This window comes from Cryobacterium sp. AP27 (assembly GCF_056680495.1).
The window spans coordinates 1,963,463-1,990,164 of the sequence record NZ_CM155285.1 but is presented as its reverse complement, the minus strand read 5'-3'; the positions used below and the strand labels follow the sequence as shown (position 1 = coordinate 1,990,164).

Annotated in this window: 25 protein-coding genes; 19 read left to right on the top strand and 6 right to left on the bottom strand. The window is 67.3% G+C overall.

What is annotated here, in order from left to right; all coding sequences use genetic code 11:
* Positions 1–37 precede the first annotated feature (37 nt).
* Positions 38–1,510 carry a glyceraldehyde-3-phosphate dehydrogenase gene (locus AC1MB9_RS09495; RefSeq protein ID WP_479961715.1) on the top strand — a complete coding sequence of 491 codons (1,473 nt, stop codon included), beginning with the start codon at positions 38–40 and terminating at the stop codon, positions 1,508–1,510.
* 49 nt (positions 1,511–1,559) lie between these two features.
* Here AC1MB9_RS09495 and AC1MB9_RS09490 read toward each other — a convergent pair whose 3' ends face one another.
* Positions 1,560–2,000, bottom strand: a complete 441-nt coding sequence (locus tag AC1MB9_RS09490; RefSeq protein WP_479961714.1) for a nitroreductase family deazaflavin-dependent oxidoreductase — start codon at positions 1,998–2,000, stop codon at positions 1,560–1,562.
* A 68-nt stretch (positions 2,001–2,068) separates the two neighbouring features.
* Between AC1MB9_RS09490 and AC1MB9_RS09485 the strand changes: the two genes are divergently transcribed.
* From AC1MB9_RS09485 to AC1MB9_RS09455, 7 genes are all read left to right on the top strand, one after another.
* Complete coding sequence (locus tag AC1MB9_RS09485) at positions 2,069–3,202, top strand: zinc-binding dehydrogenase (RefSeq protein WP_479961713.1); 1,134 nt, start codon at positions 2,069–2,071, stop codon at positions 3,200–3,202.
* Between the two features lie 71 nt (positions 3,203–3,273).
* Positions 3,274–3,954, top strand: a complete 681-nt coding sequence (locus tag AC1MB9_RS09480; RefSeq protein WP_479961712.1) for an SGNH/GDSL hydrolase family protein — start codon at positions 3,274–3,276, stop codon at positions 3,952–3,954.
* Between the two features lie 127 nt (positions 3,955–4,081).
* Positions 4,082–4,438, top strand: a complete 357-nt coding sequence (locus AC1MB9_RS09475; protein ID WP_134174314.1) for a YraN family protein — start codon at positions 4,082–4,084, stop codon at positions 4,436–4,438.
* Entirely contained in the window at positions 4,438–5,973 is a 1,536-nt protein-coding gene (locus AC1MB9_RS09470; protein WP_479961711.1) for a YifB family Mg chelatase-like AAA ATPase, read from the top strand. Before AC1MB9_RS09475 ends, AC1MB9_RS09470 begins: the two co-directional genes overlap by 1 nt.
* The gene (gene dprA / locus AC1MB9_RS09465) at positions 5,970–7,298 is read left to right on the top strand and encodes a DNA-processing protein DprA (RefSeq protein WP_479961710.1); all 1,329 of its coding nucleotides are present in this window, start codon (positions 5,970–5,972) and stop codon (positions 7,296–7,298) included. The genes AC1MB9_RS09470 and dprA overlap by 4 nt, the downstream gene beginning before the upstream one ends.
* A 77-nt stretch (positions 7,299–7,375) precedes the next feature.
* Entirely contained in the window at positions 7,376–8,296 is a 921-nt protein-coding gene (locus tag AC1MB9_RS09460; protein ID WP_479961709.1) for a metallophosphoesterase, read from the top strand.
* Positions 8,297–8,320: 24 nt separating this feature from the next.
* Positions 8,321–9,253 (top strand): tyrosine recombinase XerC, encoded by a 933-nt coding sequence (locus AC1MB9_RS09455; protein WP_479964615.1) that lies wholly within the window; start codon positions 8,321–8,323, stop codon positions 9,251–9,253.
* Here the strand turns inward: AC1MB9_RS09455 and AC1MB9_RS09450 are convergent.
* The gene (locus AC1MB9_RS09450) at positions 9,226–9,747 is read right to left on the bottom strand and encodes a M23 family metallopeptidase (protein ID WP_479961708.1); all 522 of its coding nucleotides are present in this window, start codon (positions 9,745–9,747) and stop codon (positions 9,226–9,228) included. The genes AC1MB9_RS09455 and AC1MB9_RS09450 overlap by 28 nt on opposite strands.
* 341 nt (positions 9,748–10,088) lie before the next feature.
* Between AC1MB9_RS09450 and rpsB the strand changes: the two genes are divergently transcribed.
* From rpsB to AC1MB9_RS09405, 9 genes are all read left to right on the top strand, one after another.
* Positions 10,089–11,054 (top strand): 30S ribosomal protein S2, encoded by a 966-nt coding sequence (rpsB, locus tag AC1MB9_RS09445; protein ID WP_479961707.1) that lies wholly within the window; start codon positions 10,089–10,091, stop codon positions 11,052–11,054.
* Positions 11,055–11,064: 10 nt separating this feature from the next.
* Positions 11,065–11,892, top strand: coding sequence for a translation elongation factor Ts (gene tsf / locus AC1MB9_RS09440; RefSeq protein ID WP_479961706.1), 828 nt, complete (start codon positions 11,065–11,067; stop codon positions 11,890–11,892).
* Between the two features lie 111 nt (positions 11,893–12,003).
* Positions 12,004–12,720, top strand: coding sequence for a UMP kinase (gene pyrH / locus AC1MB9_RS09435; RefSeq protein WP_479961705.1), 717 nt, complete (start codon positions 12,004–12,006; stop codon positions 12,718–12,720).
* 31 nt (positions 12,721–12,751) lie between these two features.
* Complete coding sequence (frr, locus tag AC1MB9_RS09430; protein ID WP_479961704.1) at positions 12,752–13,306, top strand: ribosome recycling factor; 555 nt, start codon at positions 12,752–12,754, stop codon at positions 13,304–13,306.
* Between the two features lie 12 nt (positions 13,307–13,318).
* Positions 13,319–14,332 carry a phosphatidate cytidylyltransferase gene (locus tag AC1MB9_RS09425; RefSeq protein ID WP_479961703.1) on the top strand — a complete coding sequence of 338 codons (1,014 nt, stop codon included), beginning with the start codon at positions 13,319–13,321 and terminating at the stop codon, positions 14,330–14,332.
* A 44-nt stretch (positions 14,333–14,376) separates the two neighbouring features.
* Positions 14,377–14,925: a DivIVA domain-containing protein gene (locus AC1MB9_RS09420; protein ID WP_479961702.1), complete on the top strand. Its 549-nt coding sequence runs from the start codon at positions 14,377–14,379 to the stop codon at positions 14,923–14,925.
* 140 nt (positions 14,926–15,065) lie between these two features.
* Positions 15,066–15,677 (top strand): aggregation-promoting factor C-terminal-like domain-containing protein, encoded by a 612-nt coding sequence (locus AC1MB9_RS09415; RefSeq protein WP_479961701.1) that lies wholly within the window; start codon positions 15,066–15,068, stop codon positions 15,675–15,677.
* A gap of 47 nt (positions 15,678–15,724) precedes the next feature.
* Complete coding sequence (locus AC1MB9_RS09410) at positions 15,725–16,024, top strand: hypothetical protein (protein ID WP_479961700.1); 300 nt, start codon at positions 15,725–15,727, stop codon at positions 16,022–16,024.
* A gap of 27 nt (positions 16,025–16,051) precedes the next feature.
* Positions 16,052–16,819, top strand: a complete 768-nt coding sequence (locus AC1MB9_RS09405; protein WP_479961699.1) for an alpha/beta hydrolase — start codon at positions 16,052–16,054, stop codon at positions 16,817–16,819.
* A gap of 5 nt (positions 16,820–16,824) precedes the next feature.
* On the opposite strand, the gene AC1MB9_RS09400 is transcribed toward AC1MB9_RS09405, so the two are convergent.
* Positions 16,825–17,874, bottom strand: a complete 1,050-nt coding sequence (locus tag AC1MB9_RS09400) for an AI-2E family transporter (protein ID WP_479961698.1) — start codon at positions 17,872–17,874, stop codon at positions 16,825–16,827.
* 35 nt (positions 17,875–17,909) lie between these two features.
* Positions 17,910–19,325: a coiled-coil domain-containing protein gene (locus tag AC1MB9_RS09395; protein ID WP_479961697.1), complete on the bottom strand. Its 1,416-nt coding sequence runs from the start codon at positions 19,323–19,325 to the stop codon at positions 17,910–17,912.
* Between the two features lie 248 nt (positions 19,326–19,573).
* Between AC1MB9_RS09395 and AC1MB9_RS09390 the strand changes: the two genes are divergently transcribed.
* Entirely contained in the window at positions 19,574–21,400 is a 1,827-nt protein-coding gene (locus AC1MB9_RS09390) for a DUF8094 domain-containing protein (RefSeq protein WP_479961696.1), read from the top strand.
* Complete coding sequence (locus tag AC1MB9_RS09385; protein WP_479961695.1) at positions 21,397–22,365, top strand: tetratricopeptide repeat protein; 969 nt, start codon at positions 21,397–21,399, stop codon at positions 22,363–22,365. Before AC1MB9_RS09390 ends, AC1MB9_RS09385 begins: the two co-directional genes overlap by 4 nt.
* 88 nt (positions 22,366–22,453) lie before the next feature.
* Here the strand turns inward: AC1MB9_RS09385 and glgB are convergent, their stop codons facing one another.
* Positions 22,454–24,733 (bottom strand): 1,4-alpha-glucan branching protein GlgB, encoded by a 2,280-nt coding sequence (gene glgB, locus AC1MB9_RS09380; RefSeq protein ID WP_479961694.1) that lies wholly within the window; start codon positions 24,731–24,733, stop codon positions 22,454–22,456.
* On the bottom strand, positions 24,730–26,694 hold the full coding sequence (locus tag AC1MB9_RS09375) for an alpha-1,4-glucan--maltose-1-phosphate maltosyltransferase (RefSeq protein ID WP_479964614.1): 1,965 nt from the start codon (positions 26,692–26,694) through the stop codon (positions 24,730–24,732). Before AC1MB9_RS09375 ends, glgB begins: the two co-directional genes overlap by 4 nt.
* Between the last annotated feature and the right edge of the window lie 8 nt (positions 26,695–26,702).

Here is a 26,702-nt window from a genome sequence, read left to right as displayed (position 1 = left end):
GCGCGGTGAAACCAACGAGGGTTTAGGAATACAGCGAGTGAATGAGTCAACAAATCGTGCCCGGCAAGTGTGGATCGGTCGGGAGGCGATCGCCGAGGCGATGATTCCCCTCATCGGCCGCTTGTATCGCGAGAATAACGTCGTCACAAGCGTGTTCGGTCGCGGCCTGATCAACAAATCGGTCATCGGCCTGCTCAAGGCTCACCGTTTCGCCCGTCATATCGCGGATGTCGAGCTTCCGCTCGAAGAGACCCTCCCGGTGCTGGAGACGCTGCTGCGCCTCAACCTCGGCGCGGCCTCGATCGACCTGGCCCGCCTCGCCATCGGTTACCGCAAGGATGCCGAGGAGCTCTCGCTCGAAGAGTACCTCCGCGCCGAGCTCGCCGGCATCGTCGACCAGCACGGCCTGGACGAACGCACCAGCACCGACGTTGTGCTCTACGGCTTCGGCCGCATCGGGCGTCTGCTCGCCCGGATCCTGATTGAGCACGCCGGCGGCGGCCAGGGCCTGCGCCTGCGCGCCATCGTCGTGCGCAAAGGCTCGGAAAATGACATCATCAAGCGCGCGAGCCTGCTGCGACGCGACTCCGTGCACGGTCCCTTCGAGGGAACCATCACCGTCGACGAGCGCAACAACACGATTCTCGCCAACGGAACGCTGATCCAGGTGATCTACTCGAGCGACCCGTCCACCGTGGATTACGAGTCCTACGGCATCCACAACGCGGTCGTCGTGGACAACACGGGTCGCTGGCGCGACGCGGACGGCCTGTCCCAACACCTCAAATGCCCCGGCGTCGCGCGGGTGCTGCTGACCGCTCCGGGCAAGGGCGCGCTGAAGAACATCGTGCACGGCATCAACCACGCCACGATCACCGACGATGACACGATCGTCACCGCGGCATCGTGCACCACGAACGCCATCGCCCCCGTGCTCAAGGCCATCAACGACCGCTTCGGCATCGTGGACGGTCACGTCGAAACCGTGCACTCGTTCACCAACGACCAGAACCTCATCGACAACTTCCACTCGGGGGATCGTCGCGGACGCTCGGCCGCCCTCAACATGGTGATCAGCGAAACGGGCGCGGCCAAGGCCGTCGCCAAGGCCCTGCCCGAGCTCGTCGGAAAACTCACCGGCAACGCCATCCGGGTGCCGACGCCCGACGTGTCCATGGCGATCCTGAACCTCAACCTGGAAACAGGCACCGACAAAGACGAGGTCAACACCTACCTGCGCACCATGTCGCTGCACTCCGACCTGCACAAGCAGATCGACTACATCGACTCACCCGAGGTGGTCTCCAGCGACTTCCTCGGATCGCGCCGCGCCGGCATCGTCGACGGTCTCGCGACCATCGCCAACGGCACCAAGGTGATCCTCTACGTCTGGTACGACAACGAATTCGGCTACAGCTGCCAGGTCATCCGCGTGCTCGAAGAAATGGCCGGCGTGCTGGCCCCGGCCTTCCCGAGCGCCATGGTCGAAGAGCTCGAAGCGGTTCTGTAACTCCGGAGGCACCGTCACCCCGGCGGCGCTGAGCCAGGGCGGCCCCGGGTCAGCGCGGCTCGCAGATGACGACGGGGATGTCCCTGCTCGTCTTCTGCTGGTACGCGCCATACCCGGAGTACTCGGCGACGATGCGGGGCCACAGCTCCGCCTTCTCCGCCGGGGTAGCCGTGCGCGCCCGCATCGGGAGGGTCGCGCCCCGCACAGTGAGCTCGACATCGGGCTGGTCCAGCAGATTGAGGTACCAGTTCGGATGCCGGTCGTCACCACCCTTGGACGCGACGAGAACATAACGCCCGTCGCCGTGCACCGGCGCGGTCAGCATCGTGGAGCGTCGCTGACCGCTCGACCGGCCCGTGGTGTGCAGTTCGACGGCCGGCATCGGACCGATCGTCCAACCCCAGCGACCGCCGGACAGGAACAGAATCGTGCGGTGCACACCGTTCATCGCGTGCATGCTCAGGTCCGTGACGGTGTGGCGAATGCTCATGCCCCGATCGTACGTGAGACGCCTGCTGCCCGGCCGCGAGCGCCGACTCAGACCGCTACGTTGGAACCATGACGACAGCAACGATGCTCAGCTCGATCCTCCGCGATGCCGGTTCGGACGCGCCGTACGCCGACAGCGCACCGCTCACCCTGGAAACCATTCCGGTACCCGAGCCACGCCGCGGCGAGCTGCTGGTGAAGATCGAACGCGCCAGCCTCTGCCACTCCGACCTGTCGGTGATCAATGGCTCCCGCATCCGCCCGCTGCCGATGGCACTCGGACACGAGGCCGCCGGAACCGTGAGTGCCATCGGTGCGGATGTCGATGATGTGCGCATCGGCGACCATGTCGTGCTCGTGTTCGTGCCGAGCTGCGGGGACTGCCGTGCCTGTCTCGCCGGCCGCCCGGCGCTCTGCCACCGCGGCGCCGAGGTGAACAACACCGGGGACCTGCTGCACGGCGACGCGGTGTTGCGGTCGGAGGCGGGGGAGCGGGTGAACCACCACCTCGGGGTCTCCGCCTTCTCCCAATACGCCGTCGTCGCACGCGAATCGGCCGTCGTGATCGCCGCCGACGTGCCGTTCGACGTGGCCGCCATGTTCGGCTGCGCGGCACTGACCGGCATCGGCGCCGTGCTCAACACCGGGCAGCTCGTGGCCGGCCAGTCTGTGATCGTCTTCGGGCTCGGCGCCGTCGGACTGATGGCCGTCATGGCCGCCGCCCAGGTGGCGGGCACGACCGTGATCGCCATCGACCCGCTCCCCGAGAAGCAGGCCCTCGCGCTGCGGTGTGGCGCGACGGCCGTCGGCGCGCCCGACCAGGCGGCCGCCCTCGTCACCGAGCACGCCGGCGACGGCGTCGACCTCGCGATCGAGGCCGTCGGCAACTCCCGCGTGATGGAGGCGTGCCTCGGTCTGCTGACCCGCGGCGGCGCGCTCGTCTCGGTGGGGTTGCCTCACCCCGACCAGACGATCACGACCTCGGCCCTGCAATTCGCGGGCACCGGCCGACGCCTGCTCGGCTGCTACATGGGTGATTCGGTACCCGACCGGGACATTCCGCGCTACCTCGACATGTGGCGGGCGGGAACGCTGCCGGTGGAGCTGCTGCACACCGACACGCGCCCAGTCAGCGAGCTCAATGAGAGCCTCGACGCTCTCGCCGAGGGCCGGGTCGTGCGCCGCCTCTTCACCCTGGACTGAGAGACGCCGGAGAACGGGCACTGGATGGCTGCCGCACCAATCGCTACCGCGCCGGGCGACGAACCCCTGACATGACCTCTCACCGCTTTTTGCGTTCCTGGCTCATCGCAAGTGTCGTCGGCGCGGCGGTGGTCGCGGTGATGGCCGCGTGCGCGCCCGCGCCCATTCCGGCGGTGCAGGCCTTCCCCGACGGGCCGACGGTCGCGTTCTACGGTGACTCCTACACCCGGGGGACGGGGGCCTCCGACCCGTCGAAACGCTGGTCGAGCCTGATCTCGACCGTACGCGGCTGGAACGAGGTGAACCCGAGCGTCAACGGCCTGGGCTTCATCAACAAGCGGTCAGGCGCGCCCGGGACCGGCCTCGTGCAGCAGGTGATCGACGCGAAACCGGACATCGTCATGGTGACGATGGGACTCAACGACAACTTTTCCATGCCGGGCAAGGCCGACGCGATCGAGGCGGCCATCACAACCGACCTCAGCACGCTCGCGACGGCCCTGCCCGAGGCGCGCATCGTCGTGGTGGAACCGTTCTGGTACACCGACGAACGGCCGAGTTCGGTGGCCACGATCATCGGCTGGGTGAGGGATGCGGCCGCGGGCGTCGGCGCGGACTACATCACGGGCGCGTCGCACTGGATAGACGGTCACCCGGAGTGGATGTCCGCCGATGGCCTGCATCCCAACGACGCCGGCTACGCGGCCATGGCCACGCGGATGGACGCCGAGCTGAGCGCCCTCGGGTTGTAGGGCTGCGGCCGTATCGCACGGTGCGGATGGTCCTCCCCAGCCGTTGACGCGCCGGGAATCCCACCGATGCCACCCGGGCGTGCCCGGTTCGCTTTCGCACCGGCCACTCTGGTGGCCGGAGGCACTCGTGGCACGCAAAGATCAACTCGGCAGGTACGGCGAAGACTGTGCGGCCGCGTACCTGGGCGCCGCAGGGTACCGCGTGATCGCACGCAACTGGCGGTGTCCCGACGGCGAGGTCGACCTGATCGTCGAACGCGACGAGCAGGTCGTCTTCGTGGAGGTGAAGACGCGCAGCAGCGCAAGCTTCGGGCATCCGTTTGAGGCGATCACCGCGAAGAAGCTCGCCCGAATGCGGCGGCTGGCGGGCCTGTGGTGCTCGCAGGCGGAGGTGTGGCCGAACCGCATCCGGGTGGACGCCGTCGCGGTGATTGCCGAACGGGGGCGGGAGCCCGTGATCGAGCACCTGCGGGGCGTGTTCTGATGTCGCTCGCGCGCACCCATGCGGTGGCCCTGCTCGGGCTCGCGGGTGCGATGGTTGAGGTCGAGGCCGACATTTCCGCGCAGCTTCCGGCGATGGTCCTGATCGGGCTGCCCGACGCCGCCCTGTCCCAGGCCACCCAGCGGGTGCGCGCGGCAGCGACGAACTCCGGGTGCCCGCTCACCAGCCACCGCCTCACCGTCGCGCTGTCCCCGGCCGCCCTGCCCAAACACGGCGCGGGATTCGACCTCGCCATCGCGGTCGCGTGTCTGGCGGCCGACGGCGTCGTGTCCGCTGAATCGGTGGGATCGGTCGTGCACTTCGGGGAACTGGCCCTCGACGGGCGCCTACGGCCGACCCCCGGAATCCTCCCCGGCGTCGCCGCCGCGGCGCGGTTCGGACACCAGACCGTCATGGTGCCCAAGGGCAACGCGGAGGAGGCCGCGCTGGTGCCCGGCGTACGGGTTGTCGGTGTGGCCTCGTTGCGGGACGCGGCGATCTGGCACGGCGCGGCCCTGACGGCCCGGCCGGTCGAGACAATCCGCCCGCCCGACGACCCGCCCCTGCCGGGGACAGAACTCGATTTGGCCGATGTGATCGGCAACGACGACGCCATCCTGGCCCTGCAGGTCGCTGCCGCGGGCGGTCACCACATTTTTCTGCTCGGCCCGCCGGGCGCAGGCAAGACGATGCTCGCCGCGCGTCTTCCCGGGCTGCTGCCCGACCTCGGCCCGGCCGCATCGTTGGAGGTCAGTTCCCTGCGCTCGCTCAGCGAACGGGGGCTCGGCGGGGCGTTGATCACCCGACCGCCGTTGGAGGCGCCCCACCACACCATCACGGCCGCGGCGATGGTGGGTGGCGGTGCCGGGCACATTCGACCGGGGGCCGCCGCGCGCGCCTCCAACGGCGTGCTGTTCCTCGACGAAGCCCCCGAGTTCGCCTCTCCTGTGCTCGACGCCCTGAGGCAGCCGCTCGAATCGGGAACGATCAGCATCCACCGCGCCAACGCCGTCGCGCACTTCCCGGCCAGGTTCCAACTCGTGCTGGCCGCCAATCCTTGCCCCTGTGGGCAATACGGTGCCGGCGACCTCGAATGCGCGTGTCCGCCCAACGCAAGACGCCGGTATCTGGCGCGCCTTTCCGGTCCGCTGCTCGACCGCATCGACATCCAGCTCGGCGTCAAACGCATCACAGCGGCCCAGCTGCGCCTGGCCACCGACGCGGTGCGCATCCCAAGCGCCGTGGCCCGCGGCCGGGTCGCCGACGCGCGCGGTGCGGCAGCCGACAGGCTCCGCGACACCCCGTGGCAGGTCAACTCCGAGGTCCCCGGGCCGTGGCTGCGTGGCCCGGGCACCCGACTCGATCTGCGCACCACGGCGGGGCTGGACCGGGCTCTCGAACGCGGCGGAATCACCATGCGCGGCTACGACCGCGTGTTGCGCGTCGCGTGGTCCATCGCCGATTTGGAAGGCGCGGCCCGCCCGGGCAGCGAACACGTGGGGCTCGCGCTCTACCTACGAAAGGGAATGACGCCATGAGCATCTTCGGATTGCCCGAGCAGCGGGTGCGGGCACTCGCCGAGACCGTGCACGGCGACGCCGGAACGAATGCCGGGACCGGGAGTGCACTGCACGGCAGCGCAGGGCACGACAGCGCAGCGCGAGACACCGAAGCGTTGAACTCCGAAGCTGATGACGGGTGGGCAGAGGTGTTCGCGCGTGCCGCCTGGACCGGGATCGCCGAACCCGGAGACGGCATCGCGGGACTTGTCGTCGGGGGCCTCGGAGCGAGCCTCGGCCTCACCGCCGTCGTCGAGGGCTGGGCGCCGGCGCGGCTGGCCGCGCTCCTGCGGGAGTCCGGCGTCGACGATTCCGACGACGAACTCGGTACGAGCCTTGAACAGGGTCTGTTCCGCTGGCGCCCGCGCCTCAACTCGGCGGACGTCGAGCGGTCCCTGCAACTGGCCGCGCGCGTCGGTGCCCGGCTGCTGCTGCCGCGCGACGAGCTGTGGCCGGTCGGGCTCAACGACCTGGGTGCGCATGCCCCGGTCGCGTTGTGGTGGCGGGGCACGTGGGCGGCCCTGGCCCGCCTCCCACACTCGATCGCCCTCGTCGGTGCCCGCGCGGCAACCGGGTACGGCGAGCACGTGGCGATGGAGGCGGCCGCCGGACTCGTCGACCGCGGCTTCGCCGTTGTGTCCGGCGCCGCCTACGGCATCGACGGGATGGCGCACCGGGCGGCTCTCGCGAGCGAGGGGATCACGGCGGCCTTTCTCGCCGGGGGAGTCGACCGGTTCTACCCGAGCGGGCACGACGCCCTGCTCACACGCATCGCCACCGACGGTGTGGTGCTCTCCGAACTCACCTGCGGTTCGGCACCCACAAAGTGGCGGTTTCTGCAACGCAACAGGCTGATTGCCGCGTCGAGCCTGGCCACGGTGGTACTGGAAGCCGGCTGGCGATCCGGGTCGCTCAATACTGCCGGGCACGCGGCCGCCCTCGGCCGTCCGCTCGGTGCCGTACCCGGGCCGGTCTCCTCGCCCACATCGGCCGGTTGTCACCGGCTGATTCGAGAATTCGATGCCGTGTGTGTCACGACGGCCGCCGAAATGGCCGAACTCGTGGGGGAAGCTTCGGTTCCGCTGGACCTCACCGGCCCCGACGGCGTCCCGGGCGACTCTGACGGGAGAACCAGCGACCAGGTGCGCGTGTTCGACGCCTTGAGCGGGCGGTCTCCGCGGGGACTGCCCGACATCGCGCGCCGGGCCGGGCTGTCGGTGACGGCCGTGCGCGCGGCGCTCGGCGCCCTCGATGTGGACGGCGCCGTCGGCGAACGGGAGACCGGCTGGGTGCGAGCGCACTGACTCCGCGCCATGCCGCCCGCCGCCGCCCTCATGTCGGTACCAGGCCGTAGTCTGGTCGAACCGACGAGAGGCACCCCATGTCAGGCATACAACTGGGCCAGTATCCGGCCGCGAGCCATCTCATTGCGCACCTGAGCGACACCCATTTTCTCGACGACGAGGCGCTGCTCTACGGCACCGTCGACACCGACAGCCGGGTGCACCGCGCCCTCGATCAAATCGACCGGTCGGGACGACACCCCGATGCGATCGTGATCACCGGTGATGTTGCCGACCGAGGCGAGGCCGGCGCGTACCGGCGGGTGCGCGACCTCGTCGAAGCCGCCGCAAGCGGCTGGGGGTCCGAGATCGTGTGGGTGATGGGTAACCATGACAAGCGTGATCTCTTCCGATCGGAGCTGCTGCGCAACGAGCCGGCCGACGCCGCCGCCCAGCATCCGGGCAGCCCGGTCGACCGGGTTGTCGACGTGAAGGGGCTGCGCATCATCTCCGTCGACACGAGCGTTCCGGGATACCACCACGGTGAGCTCTCGGATGCCCAGCTGTCATGGCTGGCCGAGGAACTGCGTGACCCCGCGCCGCACGGCACCCTGCTCGCCCTGCACCACCCGCCCATCCCGACGCCGCTCGCGCTGATGACCGTGCTCGAGCTGCGCGCGCAGTCCCGGCTGGCCGACGTGATCCGCGGCACCGACGTGCGGTCGATCCTCGGCGGGCACCTGCACTATTCCACCCACGGCCTGTTCGCCGGAATCCCCATCTCGGTCGCCGCGGCCCTGTGCTACACCATGGACTTGAGCGCCCCCGAGCGTGAACTGGTCGGGGTGAACGGCGCCCAGTCCCTGAACCTCGTGCACGTCTACGACGACCAGATCGTGCACTCCAACCTGACGATCGGACCCTTCGACACGGTGACGCGTTTCCCCGCCGCCTACCTCGACAGCATCGAGGCGATGGCGCCCGCGGAGCGCACCGAAACGTTCTCCCGGCAGGTCTGAGTGCACACCAACGACCCGTCACCGATGTCGCTCGAGGCGGCCATCGACCGCTTTCTGCTCTATCTCGCGGCGGAGCGCGGCTATTCGGAGCACACCGTGCGCGCCTACCGCACCGACCTGACGCAGCTTTCGGTCTTCGCCGCGACCAAGGCCGGCGGCGAAGCAGCCGACGTCACGCTCGAACTGCTGCGGGAATGGCTCTGGGCCGGCACGCAGGCGGGACTGGCGCGCGCCACCCTGGCCCGCCGGTCCGCATCGGCTCGAAGTTTCACGGCCTGGCTGTCACGCTCCGCCGACGACACGGCAGACCAGGGCGTGCGGCTGCGCTCACCCAAGCCCGGGCGAACGCTTCCGCGGGTGCTGAACCGCGGCCAGACGGACGAACTGCTGGCCCGGCTTGAGGAACGAGCCGGCGGGGGAGACGCCGTTGCCCTGCGGAACCTCGCCATCGTGGAACTTCTCTACGCCTCCGCCCTGCGCGTCTCCGAACTCGTCGGTCTCGACGTCTCCACCGTCGACCTCAACCGCCTGACGGTGCGGGTCACCGGCAAGGGCTCCAAGGAACGCGTCGTGCCGTTCGGCGTGCCCGCCCAACGTGCGGTGTTGCGCTACCTCGGTGAGGGCCGACCGGTCCTCGCCGCGGCGGCCCCCGCGGCCGCACCCGGCAGTCGCGATGCGGCGGATGCCCTCTTTCTCGGCACTCAGGGGCAACGGCTCGGCGTGCGCGGCGTATACCGCCTCGTCGCCGCCCTGCTCGGCGACATTCCCGGCAACGGGCCGGCGGGCCCGCACGCGCTGCGGCACACGGCCGCGACCCACCTCCTCGACGGAGGGGCTGATCTGCGCGCCGTGCAGGAATTGCTCGGCCACGTGAGCCTTGGCACCACACAGATCTACACGCATGTCTCGGCCGAGCGCCTCAAGCACAGCTACCGGCTGGCCCACCCTCGCGCCTGATTCGGCAGCAACACGGCCCGCGGCAGCCCGCCGAGAAACCGGAGCGGCGACACGTAGAGTCCGTGCTCACGCACGCCGAAGTGCAGGCAGCGCCTCGCGCAGTGGCCTCCGGCCGCCAGCATTCCCACCTGCTGCCCGGCAGCCACACGATCGCCCACCGTCACGACAGCATCGACCGGTTCCACGCTTGAGATCAGGTCGCCGGCGTGGGCGATGGACACCACGGGCCGGTCCGCGACGACTCCCGCGAACGAGACGACGCCGGCGCTCGGAGCGAAGACCGCCGCGCCACGTTCGGCGGGCACGTCGATTCCGCGATGACCGGCCACATACGGGGTGAGCGGTGCGATGAATCCGGCATCAATCGTGTGGGGCGGCGCGAGCGGCCAGGACCACGGCGTCGCCGCGGCGGTGGCGGACGCGAAGACGACCAGGACCAGCGGCGCCAGCAGCGCAATGCGAAACGACCGTGCTGTCCCCTTCCGAGTGAACATGGCCCCACTCTGCCCGGTTGCTCGGCCGGGCAGACGCCGGGTGCCGTGATCGGTGCCGTGCGGCCCCGGCGGCAGCGTGTGGAGGAGACGACATGTCGAGACGGATGCGCGCAACGCCGCGCAATCCGGTGATAAGCTACTCCAAGCAGCGCCTCGTGCGCTGACTACGCGTGCCCATCAGGCCGCCATGTCCCATCGGTCCCCGCATCTTCGAAAGCACCATCTTCGAGAGCAGGGGCGGGCGTGTGCCGGGCACCAGGAGCGAAGATCGACCGATCCTCGCACAAACCGATTGGCGTTTCGTGCACTCATGCACGCGCGCCGGACAAGGAGAACGGCTCATGGCCGTCGTAACCATTCGCCAGCTGCTCGACAGCGGCGTGCATTTCGGGCACCAGACCCGCCGTTGGAACCCGAAGATGAAGCGCTTCATCTTCACCGAGCGCTCCGGCATCTACATCATCGACCTGCAGCAGTCGCTCGGGTTCGTTGACAAGGCCTATGACTTCGTCAAGGAGACTGTCGCCCACGGCGGAACCGTCCTCTTCGTTGGCACCAAAAAGCAGGCGCAGGAGTCGATTCAGGAACAGGCGACGCGTGTCGGCCAGCCCTACGTCAACCAGCGCTGGCTCGGTGGCCTGCTCACCAACTTCCAGACCGTTTCCAAGCGTCTGGCCCGCATGAAAGAGCTCGAAGAGCTCGACTTCGAGGACACCGCCAAGAGCGGCTTCACGAAGAAGGAAATGCTCATCAAGAAGCGCGAGCTCGTCAAGCTGCACAAGAGCCTCGGCGGTATCCGCAACCTCACGAAGACGCCGTCGGCGCTGTGGGTTGTTGACACCAACAAGGAGCACCTTGCCATCGACGAGGCGCGCAAGCTTGGCATCCCCGTCATCGCGATCCTCGACACCAACTGCGACCCCGATGACGTTCAGTACCCGATCCCGGGCAACGACGACGCCATCCGCTCCGTCGGCCTGCTCACCCGCATCATCGCGGACGCAGCAGCCGAGGGCCTCATCCAGCGCCACGCCAAGCCGGAGGCCGAAGTTGAGCCCCTCGCCGCATGGGAAGCAGAACTCCTCACGGGTTCCGACGAGGCTGCTGTTGAGCCCGCCGCTGCCGAGGCCGTTGTTGTTGAGCCCGCCGCTGCCGCCGAGGCCGTCGTTGCTGAGCCCGTTGTAGCCGAGCCCGTGTCGGCCGAGCCCTCCGTCACCATCGCCGACGCCGTCGGCGACGCCGACGTTGCAGCCGCACTTGCCGCTGCCGCTGACGCTCCGGCCGAGTCCGCAGAAGAAACCAAGTAAGGAACCCGGTATGGCAAACTTCACACTCGAAGACGTCAAGGCTCTCCGCGAGAACCTCGGCACCGGAATGGTCGACACCAAGAACGCCCTCGTTGAAGCCGACGGCGACATGGAGAAGGCCATCGAGATCCTGCGTCTCAAGGGTGCAAAGGGCAACGCCAAGCGCGCTGACCGTTCCACCTCTGAGGGCCTCGTCGCCGCGAAGGAACTCGGAACCACCGCGTACATGATCGAGCTCGCGTGCGAGACCGACTTTGTCGCCAAGGGCGGCAAGTTCGTCGCCCTCGCCGAGAAGGTTCTCGACGCGATCGCAGCCGCCGGAGCGACCACGGTCGAAGCCGGCCTGGCCGCGACGAGCGGAACGCAGACCGTCGCGGACCTGATCGACGGTGAGGCAGCAATCATCGGCGAGAAGTTCGAACTTCGTCGCGTGGCTGCCGTTGACGGCGAGCAGTTCTCGATCTACCTGCACAAGACCAGCAAGGACCTGCCCCCGCAGGTCGGTGTGATCCTCGGATACGCCGGAGCAGACGCCGAGACCGCTCGCAGCATTGCGCAGCACATCTCGTTCGCCAACCCGGAATACCTCTCGAGCGACGATGTCCCCGCGGACGCCGTTGAGACCGAGCGCAAGATCGTGACCGAGATCTCGAAGAACGAAGGCAAGCCGGAGGCGGCACTGCCCAAGATCGTCGAGGGACGCGTCAAGGCCTACCTCAAGCAGGTCGCCCTGCTTGAGCAGGACTACGCAAAGGACAACAAGGTCTCGGTGAGCAAGGTTCTCACCGACGCCGGACTGACCGTTGCCGGCTTCGCCCGGTTCAAGGTCGGCGCGTAACAAATAACGAATGGAGATCGGATTGCGCAAGCGATCCGATCTCCATTGGTGTGTGTGCCCCAGGTACACCCGGTAGTTTTGAATGACATCGTACGAAAGGTCTCGCAGCACATGATTGACACGGGCAAGAAGCGCAGAGTTCTTCTCAAACTTTCCGGCGAGGCATTCGGCGGAGGCGCCGTCGGCGTCAACCCCGATGTCGTGAGCTCGCTTGCTCGGGAAATCGCCGAAGGCGCCAAGCAGGTGGAGGTGGCCATCGTTGTCGGTGGCGGCAACTTCTTTCGCGGTGCGGAGCTGTCGCAGCGCGGGATGGACCGCGAGCGTGCCGACTACATGGGCATGCTCGGCACCGTCATGAACGCGCTCGCGCTGCAGGACTTTCTGGAGCAGGCAGGGGCGGAGACACGTGTTCAGTCCGCGATCGCCATGACCCAGGTCGCCGAACCGTACATTCCCCGCCGTGCGGAGCGCCACCTGCAAAAGGGCCGCGTCGTGATCTTCGGCGCCGGCGCCGGACTCCCGTACTTCTCCACCGATACCGTCGCCGCCCAGCGGGCACTCGAGATCGCGGCCGATCTCGTGCTCGTGGCCAAGAACGGCGTCGACGGCGTGTACTCCGATGACCCCCGCACCAACCCCGATGCGCGCAAAATCGACCAGATCACGTACCAGGACGCCCTGCAGCGGGGCCTGAAGGTCGTCGACTCGACCGCGTTCAGCCTGTGCATGGACAACAACATGCCGATGCAGGTCTTCGGCATGGCGCCTGAAGGCAACGTGACGGCCGCGATTCTCGGCGCCGACCTCGGCACCCGCGTCTCCAACTAGAATTCTCATACCCACCGAAGAAGGAGTCACCGTGATCGCGGATGTTCTGTCCGATGCCACTGCACGTATGCAGAAGGCGCTTGAAGCAGCCAGAGACGACTTCGGGACCGTGCGCACCGGGCGCGCGAACCCGCAGATGTTCGCCAAGATTCTGGTGAACTACTACGGCACGGCAACGCCGCTCGAGCAGCTCGCGTCCCTGCAGAACCAGGAAGCACGCACGCTCCTGATCGCGCCATACGACAAGAGCGCCCTGCGCGACATCGAGATCGCCATTCGCGACACGCCCAACCTCGGCGCAAACGTCGGCAACGACGGTGTGACCATTCGGGCGACCCTGCCGGAACTCACCACCGAGCGCCGTAAAGAGTTCGTCAAGATCGTCAAGGCGAAGGCCGAGGATGCCCGCATCTCCGTGCGCAACATCCGCCGCAAGGCCAAGGACGAGCTCGAGGCGCTCAAAAGCGACGTCGGTGAAGATGAAGTCGGGCGCGCCGAGAAGGAGCTCGAACTGCTCACCAAGAGCCACGTCGACGGTATCGATGAGGCCTTCAAGCGCAAGGAAGCCGAACTCCTCGAGATCTAGGGGCGGGCTCATATGACGGATCAGCCGGACGACCAACGCCCGCCCAAACGCGGGCATGGCGTCAGCCGTGCCGAATTCAAGGCTCAGGTCAAGGCGACCAGGGGCGATTTTGAGCGACAGGTGCAGACGACTCGAGCCGACTTCGAACGCCAGGTGCAGGCGACGCGTGCGCAGCTGGATGCCACATCGGAGCGCATCGAGGCGCGCACCGGACGCAACCTGATCCTCGCGATCCTGATCGGGCTCGTGCTCGGCGGGGCGATGCTCGGCAGCCTGATCTTCATCAAGGATCTCTTCATGATCTTTGCGATCGTGATCATCGGGTTCACGTCCTTCGAACTCGCCCAGGCCCTGCGCCATGCGGGCCGGAACGTGCCGCGGATCCCCGTGGTGATCGCCGCCGTCGGCGTCGTGCCCGCCGCCTTCTACCTCGGTTACGAGGGTCAGTGGCTGGCCACGCTGGCCGGAATCCTGCTCATCGCGCTGTGGCGCCTGGCGCTGGCCATCCTGCCCGCGCACCGCGCCGCTGCGCGCGCTGTGCTCGGCGATATGGGCGCCGCCGTGCTCATTCAGGTGTACGTCGTCTTCCTCGCCTCCTTTGCCGTTCTGCTCGTGGCCCAACCCGAGGGACAGTGGTGGACCCTCGCCTTCCTGCTCCTCGTCATCACCGCCGACACCGGGGCCTACGCGAGCGGGCTCAACTTCGGCAAGCACCCGATGGCGCCGCTGATCAGCCCGAAAAAGACCTGGGAAGGCTTTCTGGGGGCGGCACTGGCGTGCATGATCGCCGGTGTGCTGCTCGCACAGTTCATGCTCGGGCAGCCGTGGTGGTTCGGACTGATCTTCGGCGCCGTCATCGTTCTCACGGCAACGTTCGGGGACCTCGCGGAATCACTCATCAAACGCGATCTCGGCATCAAAGACATGAGTTCCTGGTTGCCCGGCCACGGGGGATTCCTGGACCGGCTCGATTCGATTCTGCCGTCTGCCGGGGCCGCGTACGCCCTGTTCCTGATCTTCGCATGAGCCGCAGATTGTCGGCCACATGCTGAGTAGGGGAGAATGACGTCGTGAGCACTATATTTCCGCGTTCGGCCAAGAAGACCCTCGGTTACAGTCTTGTGCAGGTTGAAGATTTCCTTGCCTCCGCACGTGAGGCCTACGACGCGAACGATGGCGACGTCGCCCTCACCGCCGAAACCATTCGGCACACGGCCTTCGCCATGCAGAAGGGCGGCTACTCGCCCCAGCACGTGGATGCTGCGCTCGAGCGACTCGAAGACGCCTTCGCCGCCCGGGAGCGCGAGCGTGCGACCGGAACGCAGGCCGAGGAGGCCCGCAGCGAGGAGGCGCGCGCGCTCTCCACCGCGCTGCAGAACCGACTCAGCCGGCCCCGCGGGCACCGATTCTCCCGCACGAGTCTGTTGAGCGTTGGCTATCACCGCTCCGACGTCGATCGTTTCACCAACAAGGTCGTCAAGTACCTCCGGGACGGCATGCCGTTGAACGTCGATGAGGTGCGGACCGCTGTGTTCCGTCCGGAACGCGGGGGATACCGCGAGGCACAGGTGGATATTGTGCTCGACGGTGTCGTCGACGTGATGCTCTACCTGCGTTGACGTCCGCCTCGGAAGCACCGCCCGGTTAGGTCGATCACGACTCATGGGCTAAGGTCGGGAAACATATGGGCAGGCATCTGAGCGTCATCGAACCCGTCGCAGTCACGACTGGGACCGCGCATCGCAGAACCCGCAAGCCGGTGAAAGCGACGCACTTTCTCTTCGGATTCGTCGCCGCCTTCGCCTTCGTGCTCGTGACCGTCGTCGATCCGTACTCCGGCGCCACGGCATCCCCGTACTTCCAGGTGGCCGGCGACGCGGGAGACCGCTACGACGGTGATTCCACCCAGACGCTGGGCGCTTCCGGCGCCTACACGAACACGGTGACGCGCGACGGCTTCACCGTCACCGAGATCGTGAAGCCCGAACCGATCCCCGAACCGGTTGTCATCGCGTCCACGCCCACACAACGCACCGCCACCCCGGCGCCGGCAGCGGCCGTTCCCGATCCCGGTTCCGCGAAGGCCATCGCCTACGATGCCGTCGCAGCACGCGGCTGGGGCGAAGATCAGTACAGCTGCCTCGTCTCCCTGTGGCAGAAGGAGTCCGGCTGGCGCGTGAACGCCACCAACAGTTCCAGTGGCGCCTACGGCATCCCGCAGTCGCTCCCCGGCTCCAAAATGGGATCGGCCGGCGCGGACTGGGCAACGAACCCCGCAACGCAAATCAGCTGGGGCCTCGGCTACATCACCGACCGGTACGGCAGCCCGTGCGGCGCCTGGTCGAAGTCGCAGGCGTCCGGCTGGTACTGAGCCTCGACCGGCCGCACGGGGTGTGCGCGCCGCAATAGACTGAACCCATGGCCCGCAGCAACCGACCACGCGGTCGCAAACCCGTCACCCCCGACGAGGACGACAACGGTTTCAGCCATGTGCTCGAGGGCTGGCGCCGAAGCGAGACCCGCCGTGACGGCCTCTGGAACGTGCAGCCCATCCCGGCCAAACAGGCGCTCAAGGCCTACATCTGCCCCGGCTGCTCCCTCACTGTGGAACCCGGCGTCGCTCACATCGTGGCGTGGCGCGGCGACGGCGTGCTCGGCGACGCCGCCGACATCGCGAACCGGCGGCACTGGCACTCACACTGCTGGAGAATCAAGTAGACCATCACCGGCACAGGAGACATGCGCATGACTGATTCGCCCGCCGTACGCCCGCAGCACGACCACGACCCCATCGAGGTGCGCGGCGGCGTGGAACTGCCCGCCGTGCGCGAACACATCGAACTCACGACGGCTGACGGCCTCACGCTCGTCGGCGAACTGGCCGTGCCGACGAACCGGGCACCGGTCGCTACACTCGTCACGCTGCACCCGCTGCCCACCGCCGGCGGGTTCATGGACTCCCACATTCTGCGCAAGGCGGCGGGTCGGCTGCCGGCCCTCGCCGACCTCGCCGTTCTGCGCTTCAACACGCGCGGAACAACATCGCCGGCCGGAACAAGCGATGGAAGCTTTGACGACGGAATCGGCGAACGGGCCGACGTTGCCGCGGCCATGCGGTTCGTGGCCGAACGCGGCCTGCCCAATCCCTGGCTCGTCGGCTGGTCGTTCGGCACCGAACTCGCCCTCAAATACGGCCTGGAACACCCGATCCTGGGCGCCATCCTGTTGTCCCCGCCCCTGCACCGGGCGACGGATGCCGAACTGGCCGCGTGGGCAGACCAGGATCGTGTTCTCGTGGCCGTCATACCCGAACACGACGACTACCTGCAACCGGACGAGGCGCGCGAGCGCTTCGCCTCCGTGCCGGCGACGCGCTTCATCGCCGTGGACGGCGGCAAACACCTCTGGGTGGGGGAGAACATGACCCGCCGTGTTCTGGACGAAATCGTCGCCGTGGTCAATCCCGCGGCCCTGCCCCTCCCCACGGAGTGGAACGACCCGGGCGACGCCTGACGGGGCTACAGCTCGTTCTGGCGAGGAATGATGACCTGTTTGACGATGAGGATCGCTGACGCGGCCACCGGGATCGCGATCAGGGCGCCGAGAATACCGAGCAGGTTGCCGCCGGCCAGTGCGGCGATCACCACGACGGCGCCCGGAACCGACACGGCACGATTCATGATGTTCGGGCTCAGAACGTACGCCTCGACCTGCATGTAGATGAGGTAGTAGATGGCCGCCACAAACGCGGTCAGCGGCGAACTGCCGATGCCGGGAATCAGGCAGGTGGCGACAATGATGACGGATCCGGTCAGCGTGCCCACCAGGGGGACGAGCGAGAAAAGAAAAGCGATGAAGGACAGCAGCGCCGGGAACGGCGCGCCGATGATCGACAGGAAGATGAAGCTCAGCACGCCGTTGATCGCCGCGAGACCTGCCTGACCGACCACATACTTGCCCACCGAACGGGAAATCTGTTCGCTCAGGTCGGTGAAGCGGTCCCGCTTGGATGCGGGAACGAGCAGGTACATGGCACGTTTCATGCTCCCCAGCGAGGCCGTGAAGTAGAGGGTGAGAATCAGGATGATCAGTCCACCGAACAGACCGGCGACGAGGGCCAGGCCGGATTGCACGATCGTGTTCGTGATTTCTTTCAGGTTGCTCCCGAGGAAGTCCGTGATCGACTTCACGATGACCGGAACGTCGAGGGTCGGATAGTTGCGCTGCACATCCTCGATGAAGGACGACGTGTTCACCGCGGTAATGAGGTCGGGAATGATCTTCGACAACTTCGCGACCTGGTCGACGATGATCGGCACGATCGCGAAGATCACCCCGGTCATGACCCCGACGACCGCGCCGAGCACGGTCAGGATCGCCGCCCACCGCGGGAACCTCTTCTTTTCCAGCCACGACACGGCGGGGTCGAGGCCGAGAGCGAGAAAAAGAGCCGCTCCGATGTAGGTGATGATCGTCTGCAGGGTGATCACCGACGTGATGATCAGCAGGCCGAGGCCCACTCCCAACGTTCCGACGAGGCCGAAGCGAAATGCATTCTGAATCTTCACGCTGGGGCTCCCGCACCGTTGCTGATCGTTGCGACCTAGTTGTCGTCGCTGCTCACCCGCTCGGCTTCCGTGAGTACACCGCGCAGGCTCTCAAAGTATCCTGCAACGGAGTCGCGCTCAATTCTGATCTGGGCGAGTCGGTCTTCCGCATCCGACAGGAGGCGTTTCGCTCGCGCGTCCGCCTCAGCGACGACAGCGGCCGCCTTGTCCTTCGCGGTCTGCAGAACGAGCGCGGCCGCATCCTCCGACTCTGTCTGCAGCGTTCTGGCCGTCGCGCGGGCGCCGGTGTCCAGCTCGCTGTTCAGTGCGCGCAGTTCGGCCACCCGCGCCTCCGTTTCGGCCAGTTGGCTCTCGGCGGCGGCCTGGAAAGTGTCGGCCTGGGTGACAGCGGCCTCGTGACGTGTGAGGAGCTCCTGCTCGGCCTCATCGCGATCGTGGGTCAGCTCCACCTGGAGATCGGCGCGCGCCTGGGCGATTTCACGCGCGAGGGTCGCCGCTTCGGCCGTTGCCGTTTGTCGTGTCACGGCAAGCTCGCTCTCGAGCCGTGCGCGCGCGTCGGCGATCTCGGCCTGGAGCGCCGCACGATCCTCCGACTCCTGACGGGTGAAGTCCGCCCGCAACTGGTCGATTTCTCCGGTGAGAGCGGCTCGCGCCAGGTCGCTTTCCTGCGTCAGGGCGATGCGCGCACGTTCCGTTTCGTCGGCGAGGGCGATACGGGTTTCTTCGGTCTCTCGGGCGACGGTCGCGCGCTGCTCCGCGACCTCGAGCGCGACGGCCGCGCGGGCGGCCTCACTTTCGGCGGTGAGTCCCGCCGCGATCTCCTGGGCCGCTGTCGTTTCGCGGTGCGCGAGCATGCGCAGGTCGGCCGCCTCCCGTTCGACTTCGGCGCGGATGGCGGCGACCTCACGCTTGAGCGTGGACCGGGCCTCCGCACCTTCGGTGGCGGCGTCGCTGCGCAGGAGCGTGGCCTGGCTCTTCGCGTCCTCGGTCAGCTGGGCGTATTCGTCCTGGGCGCTGGCGACGATGTCGTCGGCCTGAACTCGCACGTCGTCGAGTACGCGGCGCGCCCGAACGTCGGCGTCGGACAGGGTACGGGCGGCCTGCTCGGCGGCTTCCCGGCGCAGGGTGTCGATCTCGATGGAGGTGGCGGTACGCAGCCGGGCAGCGTCATTGTCCGCCTGGGCGATGACGCGCGTGGACTGCTCTTCGGCCACGCGCAGCGTGTTCTCGAGTCTGGCGCCGAGGCCGGAGAAGGTGGGGCTGCCCACTTCTTCGATCACGGCGTTGAGCTCATCGATCTGAGCCGAGAGCCGGCGCACCTCTTTGCTCGACTCGGCGCTGTGGGTATTGGCTTTGATCAGGTCGCGGCGAAGCCCCTGAATGGCCTTGGCAACCTCGTCCTTGTCGTAGCCACGGAAGACCTGGGTGAAGTCAGATTCGTCGTTGGGCACGGTTCTCCTCAAAAGTCGGGCTTCAACGTGACTTACGTCGGGCGCGACGCAAGTCCATGAAACCGATCCAATTTTAGTCTGCCTCCATCGGGCTTCGGCTGCACAATCCGCGTTCAATCGCCGAAGTGACTATTAGGCACCTTTCAGGAGAACCCAGTATCGTTGAAACCCGTGTCTGTTGCCGTCGGACCCGACATTGGTGCGGGCATGCCCGACACTGACCGTTCGGCAACATAGAAGGGTGATACGTGCGTTTTGTTCTTGCCATCGTGGCCTTCGTTCTCGCGGCCGTAATGATTGTTTTCGGTATCGCGCAGCGAACAATTTTTCTTGAACCGTCGACGAGCTCGCTGACCGCCAGCACCGCCGGTACATCCGCGTACACCATCATTGATTCCTCCGCGCTGGCGGCTCTGCCCGGCAACCAGTCCATTCGCGTCAGTGGAGCGGAATCCACGTTCCTGGCCTACGGCCGCACCGCGGACGTCACGGCCTGGATCGGCGGCGACGCTCATGCCGTCGTGAGCCTTGACGACCAGACGCACGCGCTCACCGTCACCGAAGTCGAGGCCGTCGAGCCGGAGGCCGACACCCCGGCCGAGGAGGCGCTGCCGGCCGTCGACCCGGTCACGAACCCGGCCGGCTCTGACCTCTGGCTGCAGGAATTCTCGGGAGCGACTTTCCTGACCAAGAACCTCAACCTGCCCGCGGGCATGTCCGTCATCGTCGCCTCCGACGGTTCCGCCGCGGCCCCGTCCGAAATCAGGATGGCCTGGGCGGTCGACAACTCCACTCCGTGGGCCGGCCCCCTTCTGGTCGGCGGCGCCGGGCTGCTGCTCGTTGGTCTTGTTCTGTATGTCCTGGCGCTGCTGCACCTGCGTCGTTCGCGTCGTCCTCGCCGCAACGTGCCGCGCGGGCCCCGGATGCCGCGTCTCCCGCGCGCGCCGCGCCCGAAGGCGCTGAAGGCGGGGGACATCACCGGTTCCGGCGGTGCGAACTCGCGGTCCATGATCGCCGTGGTTCCGATGCTGCTCATTTCCGGGCTTGTCCTCAGCGGATGCTCCGCCGATTTCTGGCCGGCGGCGCCCCCGGCGACAACCGCCGGAGTGAGCCAAACGCCGACGCCCACCCCGACCCCCGAGTCGACCGACGGCACCGCGGCCGCGACGGAGGTTCCGCCGGCGGCGGCGACGGTGCCACAGATCGAGCGCGTCGTCACGAAGATCGCCGCGGTGGCCGCCGACGCGGATGCCAACCTGAACGCGGACGCGATTGCCACCCGGTTCACGGGAACGGCGCTGGAACTGCGCCTGAAGAACTACACCATGCGCGGCGTGGATCCCGAGATCGCGGCCCCGGCCGCCATCGGAACGCCGCCGCTGTCAGTGACGCTTCCGCAACAGTCCGATTCGTGGCCGCGGGTCGTGATGACCGTGCTGGAGCAGGACGACAAGACCATTCCGCCGACCACCCTCATCCTTCGGCAGGAAACGCCACGCGCGGACTACCTCGTGGAGTACGCGATCAGTCTTGAGGCGAAGGCGCAAGTTCCGCACGTGGCGCCGGCGTCCATTGGCGCTCCCGCCATCGCCCCCGACAACAAACTGCTGCTGCTTCCGCCCGATCAGGTCGCCGCGGCTTACGCCGACGTGCTGCTCCAGGGGGAGGCGAGCCCCTCGTGGCCGCTGTTCCAGACCGAGGGCGACGATTTTCTGGCCTCATTCGTGCAGAGCCGCGCCGACCACATTGCCCAACTGGCCGTGACGGCGACGCTGGCCTTCCAAACTGCGGCAGGTGATGGGCGCACGGTGGCCCTGGCCACCAACGATTCCGGCGCGATCGTCGCGGTCAACGTCAACGAAACGGAGGTCGCCACCGTGGTGAACGGGGAGGCCGTGGTGAACTTCAACGACGCCGGGAGCAAGGCCCTGTCCGGCGTCACGTCCTCGGCGAAGGGTATCCAGAAGGTGTTGAGCGACCAGCTGCTCTTCTACGTTCCCGCCGCCGGCTCGACCGACAAAATCACTCTCCTGGGGAGCACCCAGGGACTCATCTCAGCCTCGGAGCTTCCATGACAAATGCACCCCTGTCCGGATCGAACCTACGCGGAGCCGTCGACCTCTCGTCGCTCGTGAACAAACCGGCCGCCACCGGCCCGCAGGGGGCCGCCGCGGCCACGCCAGGCACCTCGGCGTCACCCGAGGGCACCGTCACCGTGCCGAGCCTTGTGGTCAATGGCACGGACGCGAACTTCGGGGAGATCCTCGAGCTGTCCAACACGGTTCCCGTGCTCGTGGACCTCTGGGCCGAGTGGTGCGAGCCGTGCAAGCAGCTGACACCCGTCCTGGAGAAGCTCGTCGCCGACTATGCCGGCAAGTTCGTGCTGGCCAAGGTTGACGTGGATTCCAACCCGCAACTGTCCACGGCCTTCCAGGCGCAATCCATTCCGACCGTGGCCGCCGTGATCAACGGTCAGCCCGTGCAGTTGTTCAACGGGGCGCTGCCCGAAGCTCAGATCCGAGAGGTGCTCGAGCGCGTGCTGGAACTCGCGGCGCAGCAGGGCGTCACCGGTACCGCGCAGACAACCGAGGTGGCACCCGAGGCCGAGGAGCCCGTAGAGGAACCGCTCCCGGCGCATCACCTGGAGGCGTACGAAGCCATCGAACGCGGCGACTTCGAGACGGCCAGGGCGGAGTACCGCATCGCACTCGCCCAGAACCCGAACGACACCATGGCGGTGGCCGGCCTGGCCCAGGCAAGCCTGCTCTTCCGCCTGCAGGGCAAGACCCTCGACGAGATCCGCGGGGCAGCGGCCGCCGCACCGCAGGACCTTGAGGCCCAGCTGCTCGTGGCCGACCTCGATCTGTCCGGCGGGCACGTCGATGACGCCTTCGACCGTCTGCTGACGCTCTTTCCCGCTCAGGACGCCGCCGGCCGCAACAGCATTCGGGAGCGCATCCTGGAGCTGTTCGAGGTCATCGGAAACGAAGACCCCCGCGTGGCCCCCACGCGCAAGCGACTCACCGCGCTGCTCTACTGACCCGAGTACGAACCGGACGCGCTGGGCGTCGACCCGCGTCAACCGGATACGGCCCCGCCCTGGCGGGGCCGTATCCGGTTGCGACCGACTAGCGGCGCAGCTTGAGCCAGAGGCCGGCGAGCGGCGGCAGCGTGACGAGAGCGGATGCCTCACGCCCGCCCCACGGCTGCCCGGTGGCCTCGACGCCGCCGAGGTTCCCGACGCCGGAGCCGCCGAAGTCCCCGGCATCCGTGTTGAGAATCTCCTCCCACTGTCCGGTGGCGGGCAGGCCCACGCGGTAGTCGGTGTGCGGTTGCCCGGAGAAGTTGAACAGGCAGGCGATCGGCTGGCCGTCGTGGTCCCAGCGCAGGAACGTCACGACGTTCTGCTGTGCCGCGTCGATGTCGAGCACTTCGAAGCCGCCCGGGTCGTTGTCGCGGGCCCACAGGCTGGCGTTGTCGCGGTACGCGCGGTTCAGGGAACCCACCAGGTTGAACAGCCCGCGGTGAGCGGGCTGGTCAAGCGTCCACCAGTCGAGGCCGCGCTCTTCGCTCCACTCGGATCGTTGTCCGAATTCCTGGCCCATGAACAACAGCTGCTTGCCGGGGTGCGCCCACATGAATGCCAGGTACACCCGCACGTTGGCGAGTTGCTGCCAGGAGTCACCGGGCATGCGGCTGATCAGCGAACCCTTTCCGTGCACGACCTCGTCATGGCTGATCGGGAGCAGGAAGTTCTCGCTGAACGCGTACACGAAGGAGAACGTGATGTCGTTGTGGTGGAAGGCGCGGTACATGGGGTCGACGTGCATGTACTCGAGCGAGTCGTGCATCCAGCCCATGTTCCACTTGAACCCGAAGCCGAGTCCGTTCTGCGATGTCGGCGCGGTGACCCCGCCCCAGTTCGTGGATTCCTCCGCGATCATGACGGCGCCGGGGTTGCGCTTGTAGGCCGTCGCCGTGATCTCCTGCAGCATGCTGATGGCTTCGAGGTTTTCGTTGCCGCCGTATTTGTTGGGCTCCCACTGGCCGTCCTCCCTCGAATAGTCGAGGTAGAGCATCGAGGCGACGGCGTCGACGCGGAGCGCGTCAATGTGGAACTCTTCGAGCCAGTACAGGGCGTTCGCCACGAGAAAGTTGCGCACCTGCGGGCGGCCGAAGTCGAAAACGTAGGTGCCCCAGTCCATCTGCTCGCCGCGACGCGGGTCGGCGTGCTCGTACAGCGCCTGGCCGTCGAAGCGGCCGAGGGCGAAGTCGTCTTTGGGGAAGTGCCCGGGAACCCAGTCCATGATCACGCCGATATCGGCCTGGTGCAGCCGGTCGATCAGGTACCGCAGGTCGTCGGGCGTGCCGTAGCGGCTCGTCGGCGCGTAGTACCCGGTGACCTGGTAACCCCAGGACCCGCCAAACGGATGCTCGGCGAGCGGCATGAATTCCACATGCGTATACGCGAGCTCGTTCAGGTACCCGATGAGCTCATCCGCAAGATCGCGGTAGCTGAGGCCCGGGCGCCAGGATCCGACATGCATCTCGTAGATGCTCATGGGTCGGTCGTGCGGGTCGGTGGCGGCGCGGGCGGTCATCCACGCGGCATCCGCCCATTCGTAGGCGGATGCGGTGATGACCGACGCCGTCATCGGGGGGACCTCGGCACGCCTGGCCATCGGGTCGGCCTTCTGCACCCAGCCGCCGGAGGTCGTGAGCAGTTCGAACTTGTAGTTGGAACCGACACCGAGACCGGGAATGAACAGTTCCCACACACCGGTGCTGCCCATGTTGCGCATCGTGTACGTCGCGCCGCCCCAGCCGTTGAAATCACCGATCACACGCACGGCACGGGCATTCGGAGCCCACACGGCGAAGGCGGTACCGGAGACGGACTCGTTCACACCGACGTGCTCCCGCTGATGGGCGCCCAGAACGTCCCAGAGACGTTCGTGGCGGCCCTCGCCGATGAGGTGGAGGTCGAGTTCACCGATGGTCGGAACAAAGCGGTAGGGGTCGTCGCTGATCCACGGCGCCGCTGAGGCGTAGCGCGCCTCGAGGGTATAGTCCTGGAATCCGACGGTGCTCACGCCCTGCCAGACGCCGTAGCCGACGTGGGCGAGTTCGACGTGGGCTCCGGTGGACAGGATCGCCACAACCTCCGTGGCGAGCGGGCGCAGCGCGCGGATGACGACGACGGGGTCGCTGACGCCGGCCTGCGCGATGGAATGCTGGCCGAGAACCTCATGGGGGTTGTAGTACGTGCCGGCCGCGATCGATTCGAGTACGTGGGTCGCCACGGGCTCCACGGTGGCGGCGGTCTTCTTCTTCGCTTTCTTCTTCGTCACGGCGGGCACGGCCGCTGGCGCTTTCGCGGTCGTCTTCTTCCGGGGATTTTCGGTCATGCGCTTGCCTTTCCTGGCGTCTGGCTCAACACCCGCAGGATGTGTACCGGTTCGGTGAATGCGTCGAGTCGAACGAAATTATCGGCGGACCAGGTCCAGATCGCGCCGGTGATGAGATCGCAGACCTCGAACGTTGTGCCCGGTTCCCGCCCGAATCGGGTCACGTCGAGGTGAACCATGCTCTGCCGCACGGAATGCGGGTCGACGTTCGCGACGACGATGATGGCGTCATCGGCCCCGGTTCCCGTCTCGGCGGCGGCGAGGTACTTGCTGAACACCAGAATGGAGTCGTCGTCACTCGAGTGGATGTCCAGGTTGCGCAGCTGTCGGAGCGCGGGGTGCTCCGACCGGATGCGGTTGAGCCGGGTGATGTACGGGGCCAGGGACGTGCCGCGCGCCGCGGCCTGCGCCCAGTCCCTCGGCCGGTACTCGTACTTCTCGCTGTCGATGCTCTCCTCGGCGCCGGACCTGGCCACATTCTCGAAGAGTTCGAAGCCGGCATAGACACCCCAGGTCGGGGCGGCCATGGCGGCGAGGGCCGCACGGATCTTGAACGCCGCGGGACCGCCGAATTGCAGGTACTCGGTGAGAATATCGGGCGTGTTGACGAACAGGTTCGGGCGCAGGAAGTCCGCCGTCTCTGTGGCGAGACCGGTGAAGAACTCCGCGAGTTCCGTCTTCGTGTTGCGCCAGGTGAAGTACGTGTACGACTGCTGGAAGCCGACCTTTCCCAACGCCTGCATGAGAGCGGGGCGGGTGAAGGCCTCCGCGAGGAAGACAACGTCCGGATGCTCGGCGTTGACCTCGCGGATCAACCACTCCCAGAAGTCGAGGGGTTTCGTGTGCGGGTTGTCGACGCGGAAGATGTTCACCCCGAGCCCGATCCAGTGCCGCAGTATGCGCAACGATTCGGCGCGGATGCCGTCGGGGTCGTTGTCGAAGTTGATCGGATAAATATCCTGATACTTCTTGGGCGGGTTCTCCGCGAAGGCGATCGTGCCGTCCGGCAGGGTGGTGAACCACTCCGGGTGCTCGGCCACCCAGGGATGATCGGGGGAGGCCTGCAGGGCGAAGTCGAGGGCCACCTCGAGCCCCAGCTTGCGGGCGCGGCCCACGAAGTACGTGAAGTCTTCGACCGTGCCGAGGTCGGGGTGGATCGCGTCGTGGCCGCCGTCGGCCGACCCGATCGCCCACGGTGACCCCGGGTCGTGCGGTCCGACGGTGAGCGAATTGTTGGGTCCCTTGCGGAACGCGGTGCCAATCGGATGGATCGGCGGCAGGTAGAGCACGTCGAAACCCATGGCGGCGACTCCCGGCAGGCGCTTCGCGGCCGTGCGGAACGTTCCGCTCTTCCACGAGCCGTTCGCGGCCTGCCTGGCGCCCTCGGAGCGGGGGAAGAACTCGTACCAGGAGCCGACGCCGGCGCGGGTGCGTTCCGCGATGACGCTGCGCTCCTCGGAGTACGAGTCCAGGCCGGCCAGCGGGCGAGCGCGAATGAACGCGAGAAGCTTGGGGTTGTCGACCGCGGCGAGCCGCACGGCGAGGGGCTTCGCCGTGTCGGCGAGAAGCTTCGCCGCGGCCTGAAACACGCGTCGTTCCGGCGCGGTACGGGCTGTGTCGGTGCCGGCGGCGCTCATCAGCTGAGCACCGATGGTGAACATCAGCTCGACGTCGACGCCCGCGGGAATTTTGATCCCGGCATTGTGCTGCCAGGTGGCGAAGTCGTCCGCATACGCGCGCACGCGGTAGGTCCATGTTCCCTGGCTCGTCACGGGAACCCGCACCTCCCACCGGTCGGTGCCGGCTGCGCCGAGAGCCATCGGATGCGCTGAGGAGGTGCCGTCGGGTGCGGTGAGCACCAGGGAGACCCCGATCAGGTCGTGCCCTTCACGGAACGCCGTGGCCGCAAACGGCACAACCTCACCCACGAAGGCCCTTGCGGGCCACAGATTGTCGTTCAACTGGGGCG

What these genes read in the sequence shown, in the direction of transcription:
- AC1MB9_RS09490 (WP_479961714.1), bottom strand. Translation starts at nt 2,000, where the DNA reads ATGAGCATTCGCCACACCGTCACGGACCTGAGCATGCACGCGATGAAC.
- rpsB (WP_479961707.1), top strand. Translation starts at nt 10,089, where the DNA reads ATGGCCGTCGTAACCATTCGCCAGCTGCTCGACAGCGGCGTGCATTTC.
- AC1MB9_RS09410 (WP_479961700.1), top strand. Translation starts at nt 15,725, where the DNA reads ATGGCCCGCAGCAACCGACCACGCGGTCGCAAACCCGTCACCCCCGAC.
- AC1MB9_RS09425 (WP_479961703.1), top strand. Translation starts at nt 13,319, where the DNA reads ATGACGGATCAGCCGGACGACCAACGCCCGCCCAAACGCGGGCATGGC.
- AC1MB9_RS09385 (WP_479961695.1), top strand. Translation starts at nt 21,397, where the DNA reads ATGACAAATGCACCCCTGTCCGGATCGAACCTACGCGGAGCCGTCGAC.
- glgB (WP_479961694.1), bottom strand. Translation starts at nt 24,733, where the DNA reads ATGACCGAAAATCCCCGGAAGAAGACGACCGCGAAAGCGCCAGCGGCC.
- AC1MB9_RS09480 (WP_479961712.1), top strand. Translation starts at nt 3,274, where the DNA reads ATGACCTCTCACCGCTTTTTGCGTTCCTGGCTCATCGCAAGTGTCGTC.
- AC1MB9_RS09405 (WP_479961699.1), top strand. Translation starts at nt 16,052, where the DNA reads ATGACTGATTCGCCCGCCGTACGCCCGCAGCACGACCACGACCCCATC.
- AC1MB9_RS09460 (WP_479961709.1), top strand. Translation starts at nt 7,376, where the DNA reads ATGTCAGGCATACAACTGGGCCAGTATCCGGCCGCGAGCCATCTCATT.
- tsf (WP_479961706.1), top strand. Translation starts at nt 11,065, where the DNA reads ATGGCAAACTTCACACTCGAAGACGTCAAGGCTCTCCGCGAGAACCTC.
- dprA (WP_479961710.1), top strand. Translation starts at nt 5,970, where the DNA reads ATGAGCATCTTCGGATTGCCCGAGCAGCGGGTGCGGGCACTCGCCGAG.
- AC1MB9_RS09485 (WP_479961713.1), top strand. Translation starts at nt 2,069, where the DNA reads ATGACGACAGCAACGATGCTCAGCTCGATCCTCCGCGATGCCGGTTCG.
- AC1MB9_RS09455 (WP_479964615.1), top strand. Translation starts at nt 8,321, where the DNA reads ATGTCGCTCGAGGCGGCCATCGACCGCTTTCTGCTCTATCTCGCGGCG.
- AC1MB9_RS09470 (WP_479961711.1), top strand. Translation starts at nt 4,438, where the DNA reads ATGTCGCTCGCGCGCACCCATGCGGTGGCCCTGCTCGGGCTCGCGGGT.
- AC1MB9_RS09450 (WP_479961708.1), bottom strand. Translation starts at nt 9,747, where the DNA reads ATGTTCACTCGGAAGGGGACAGCACGGTCGTTTCGCATTGCGCTGCTG.
- pyrH (WP_479961705.1), top strand. Translation starts at nt 12,004, where the DNA reads ATGATTGACACGGGCAAGAAGCGCAGAGTTCTTCTCAAACTTTCCGGC.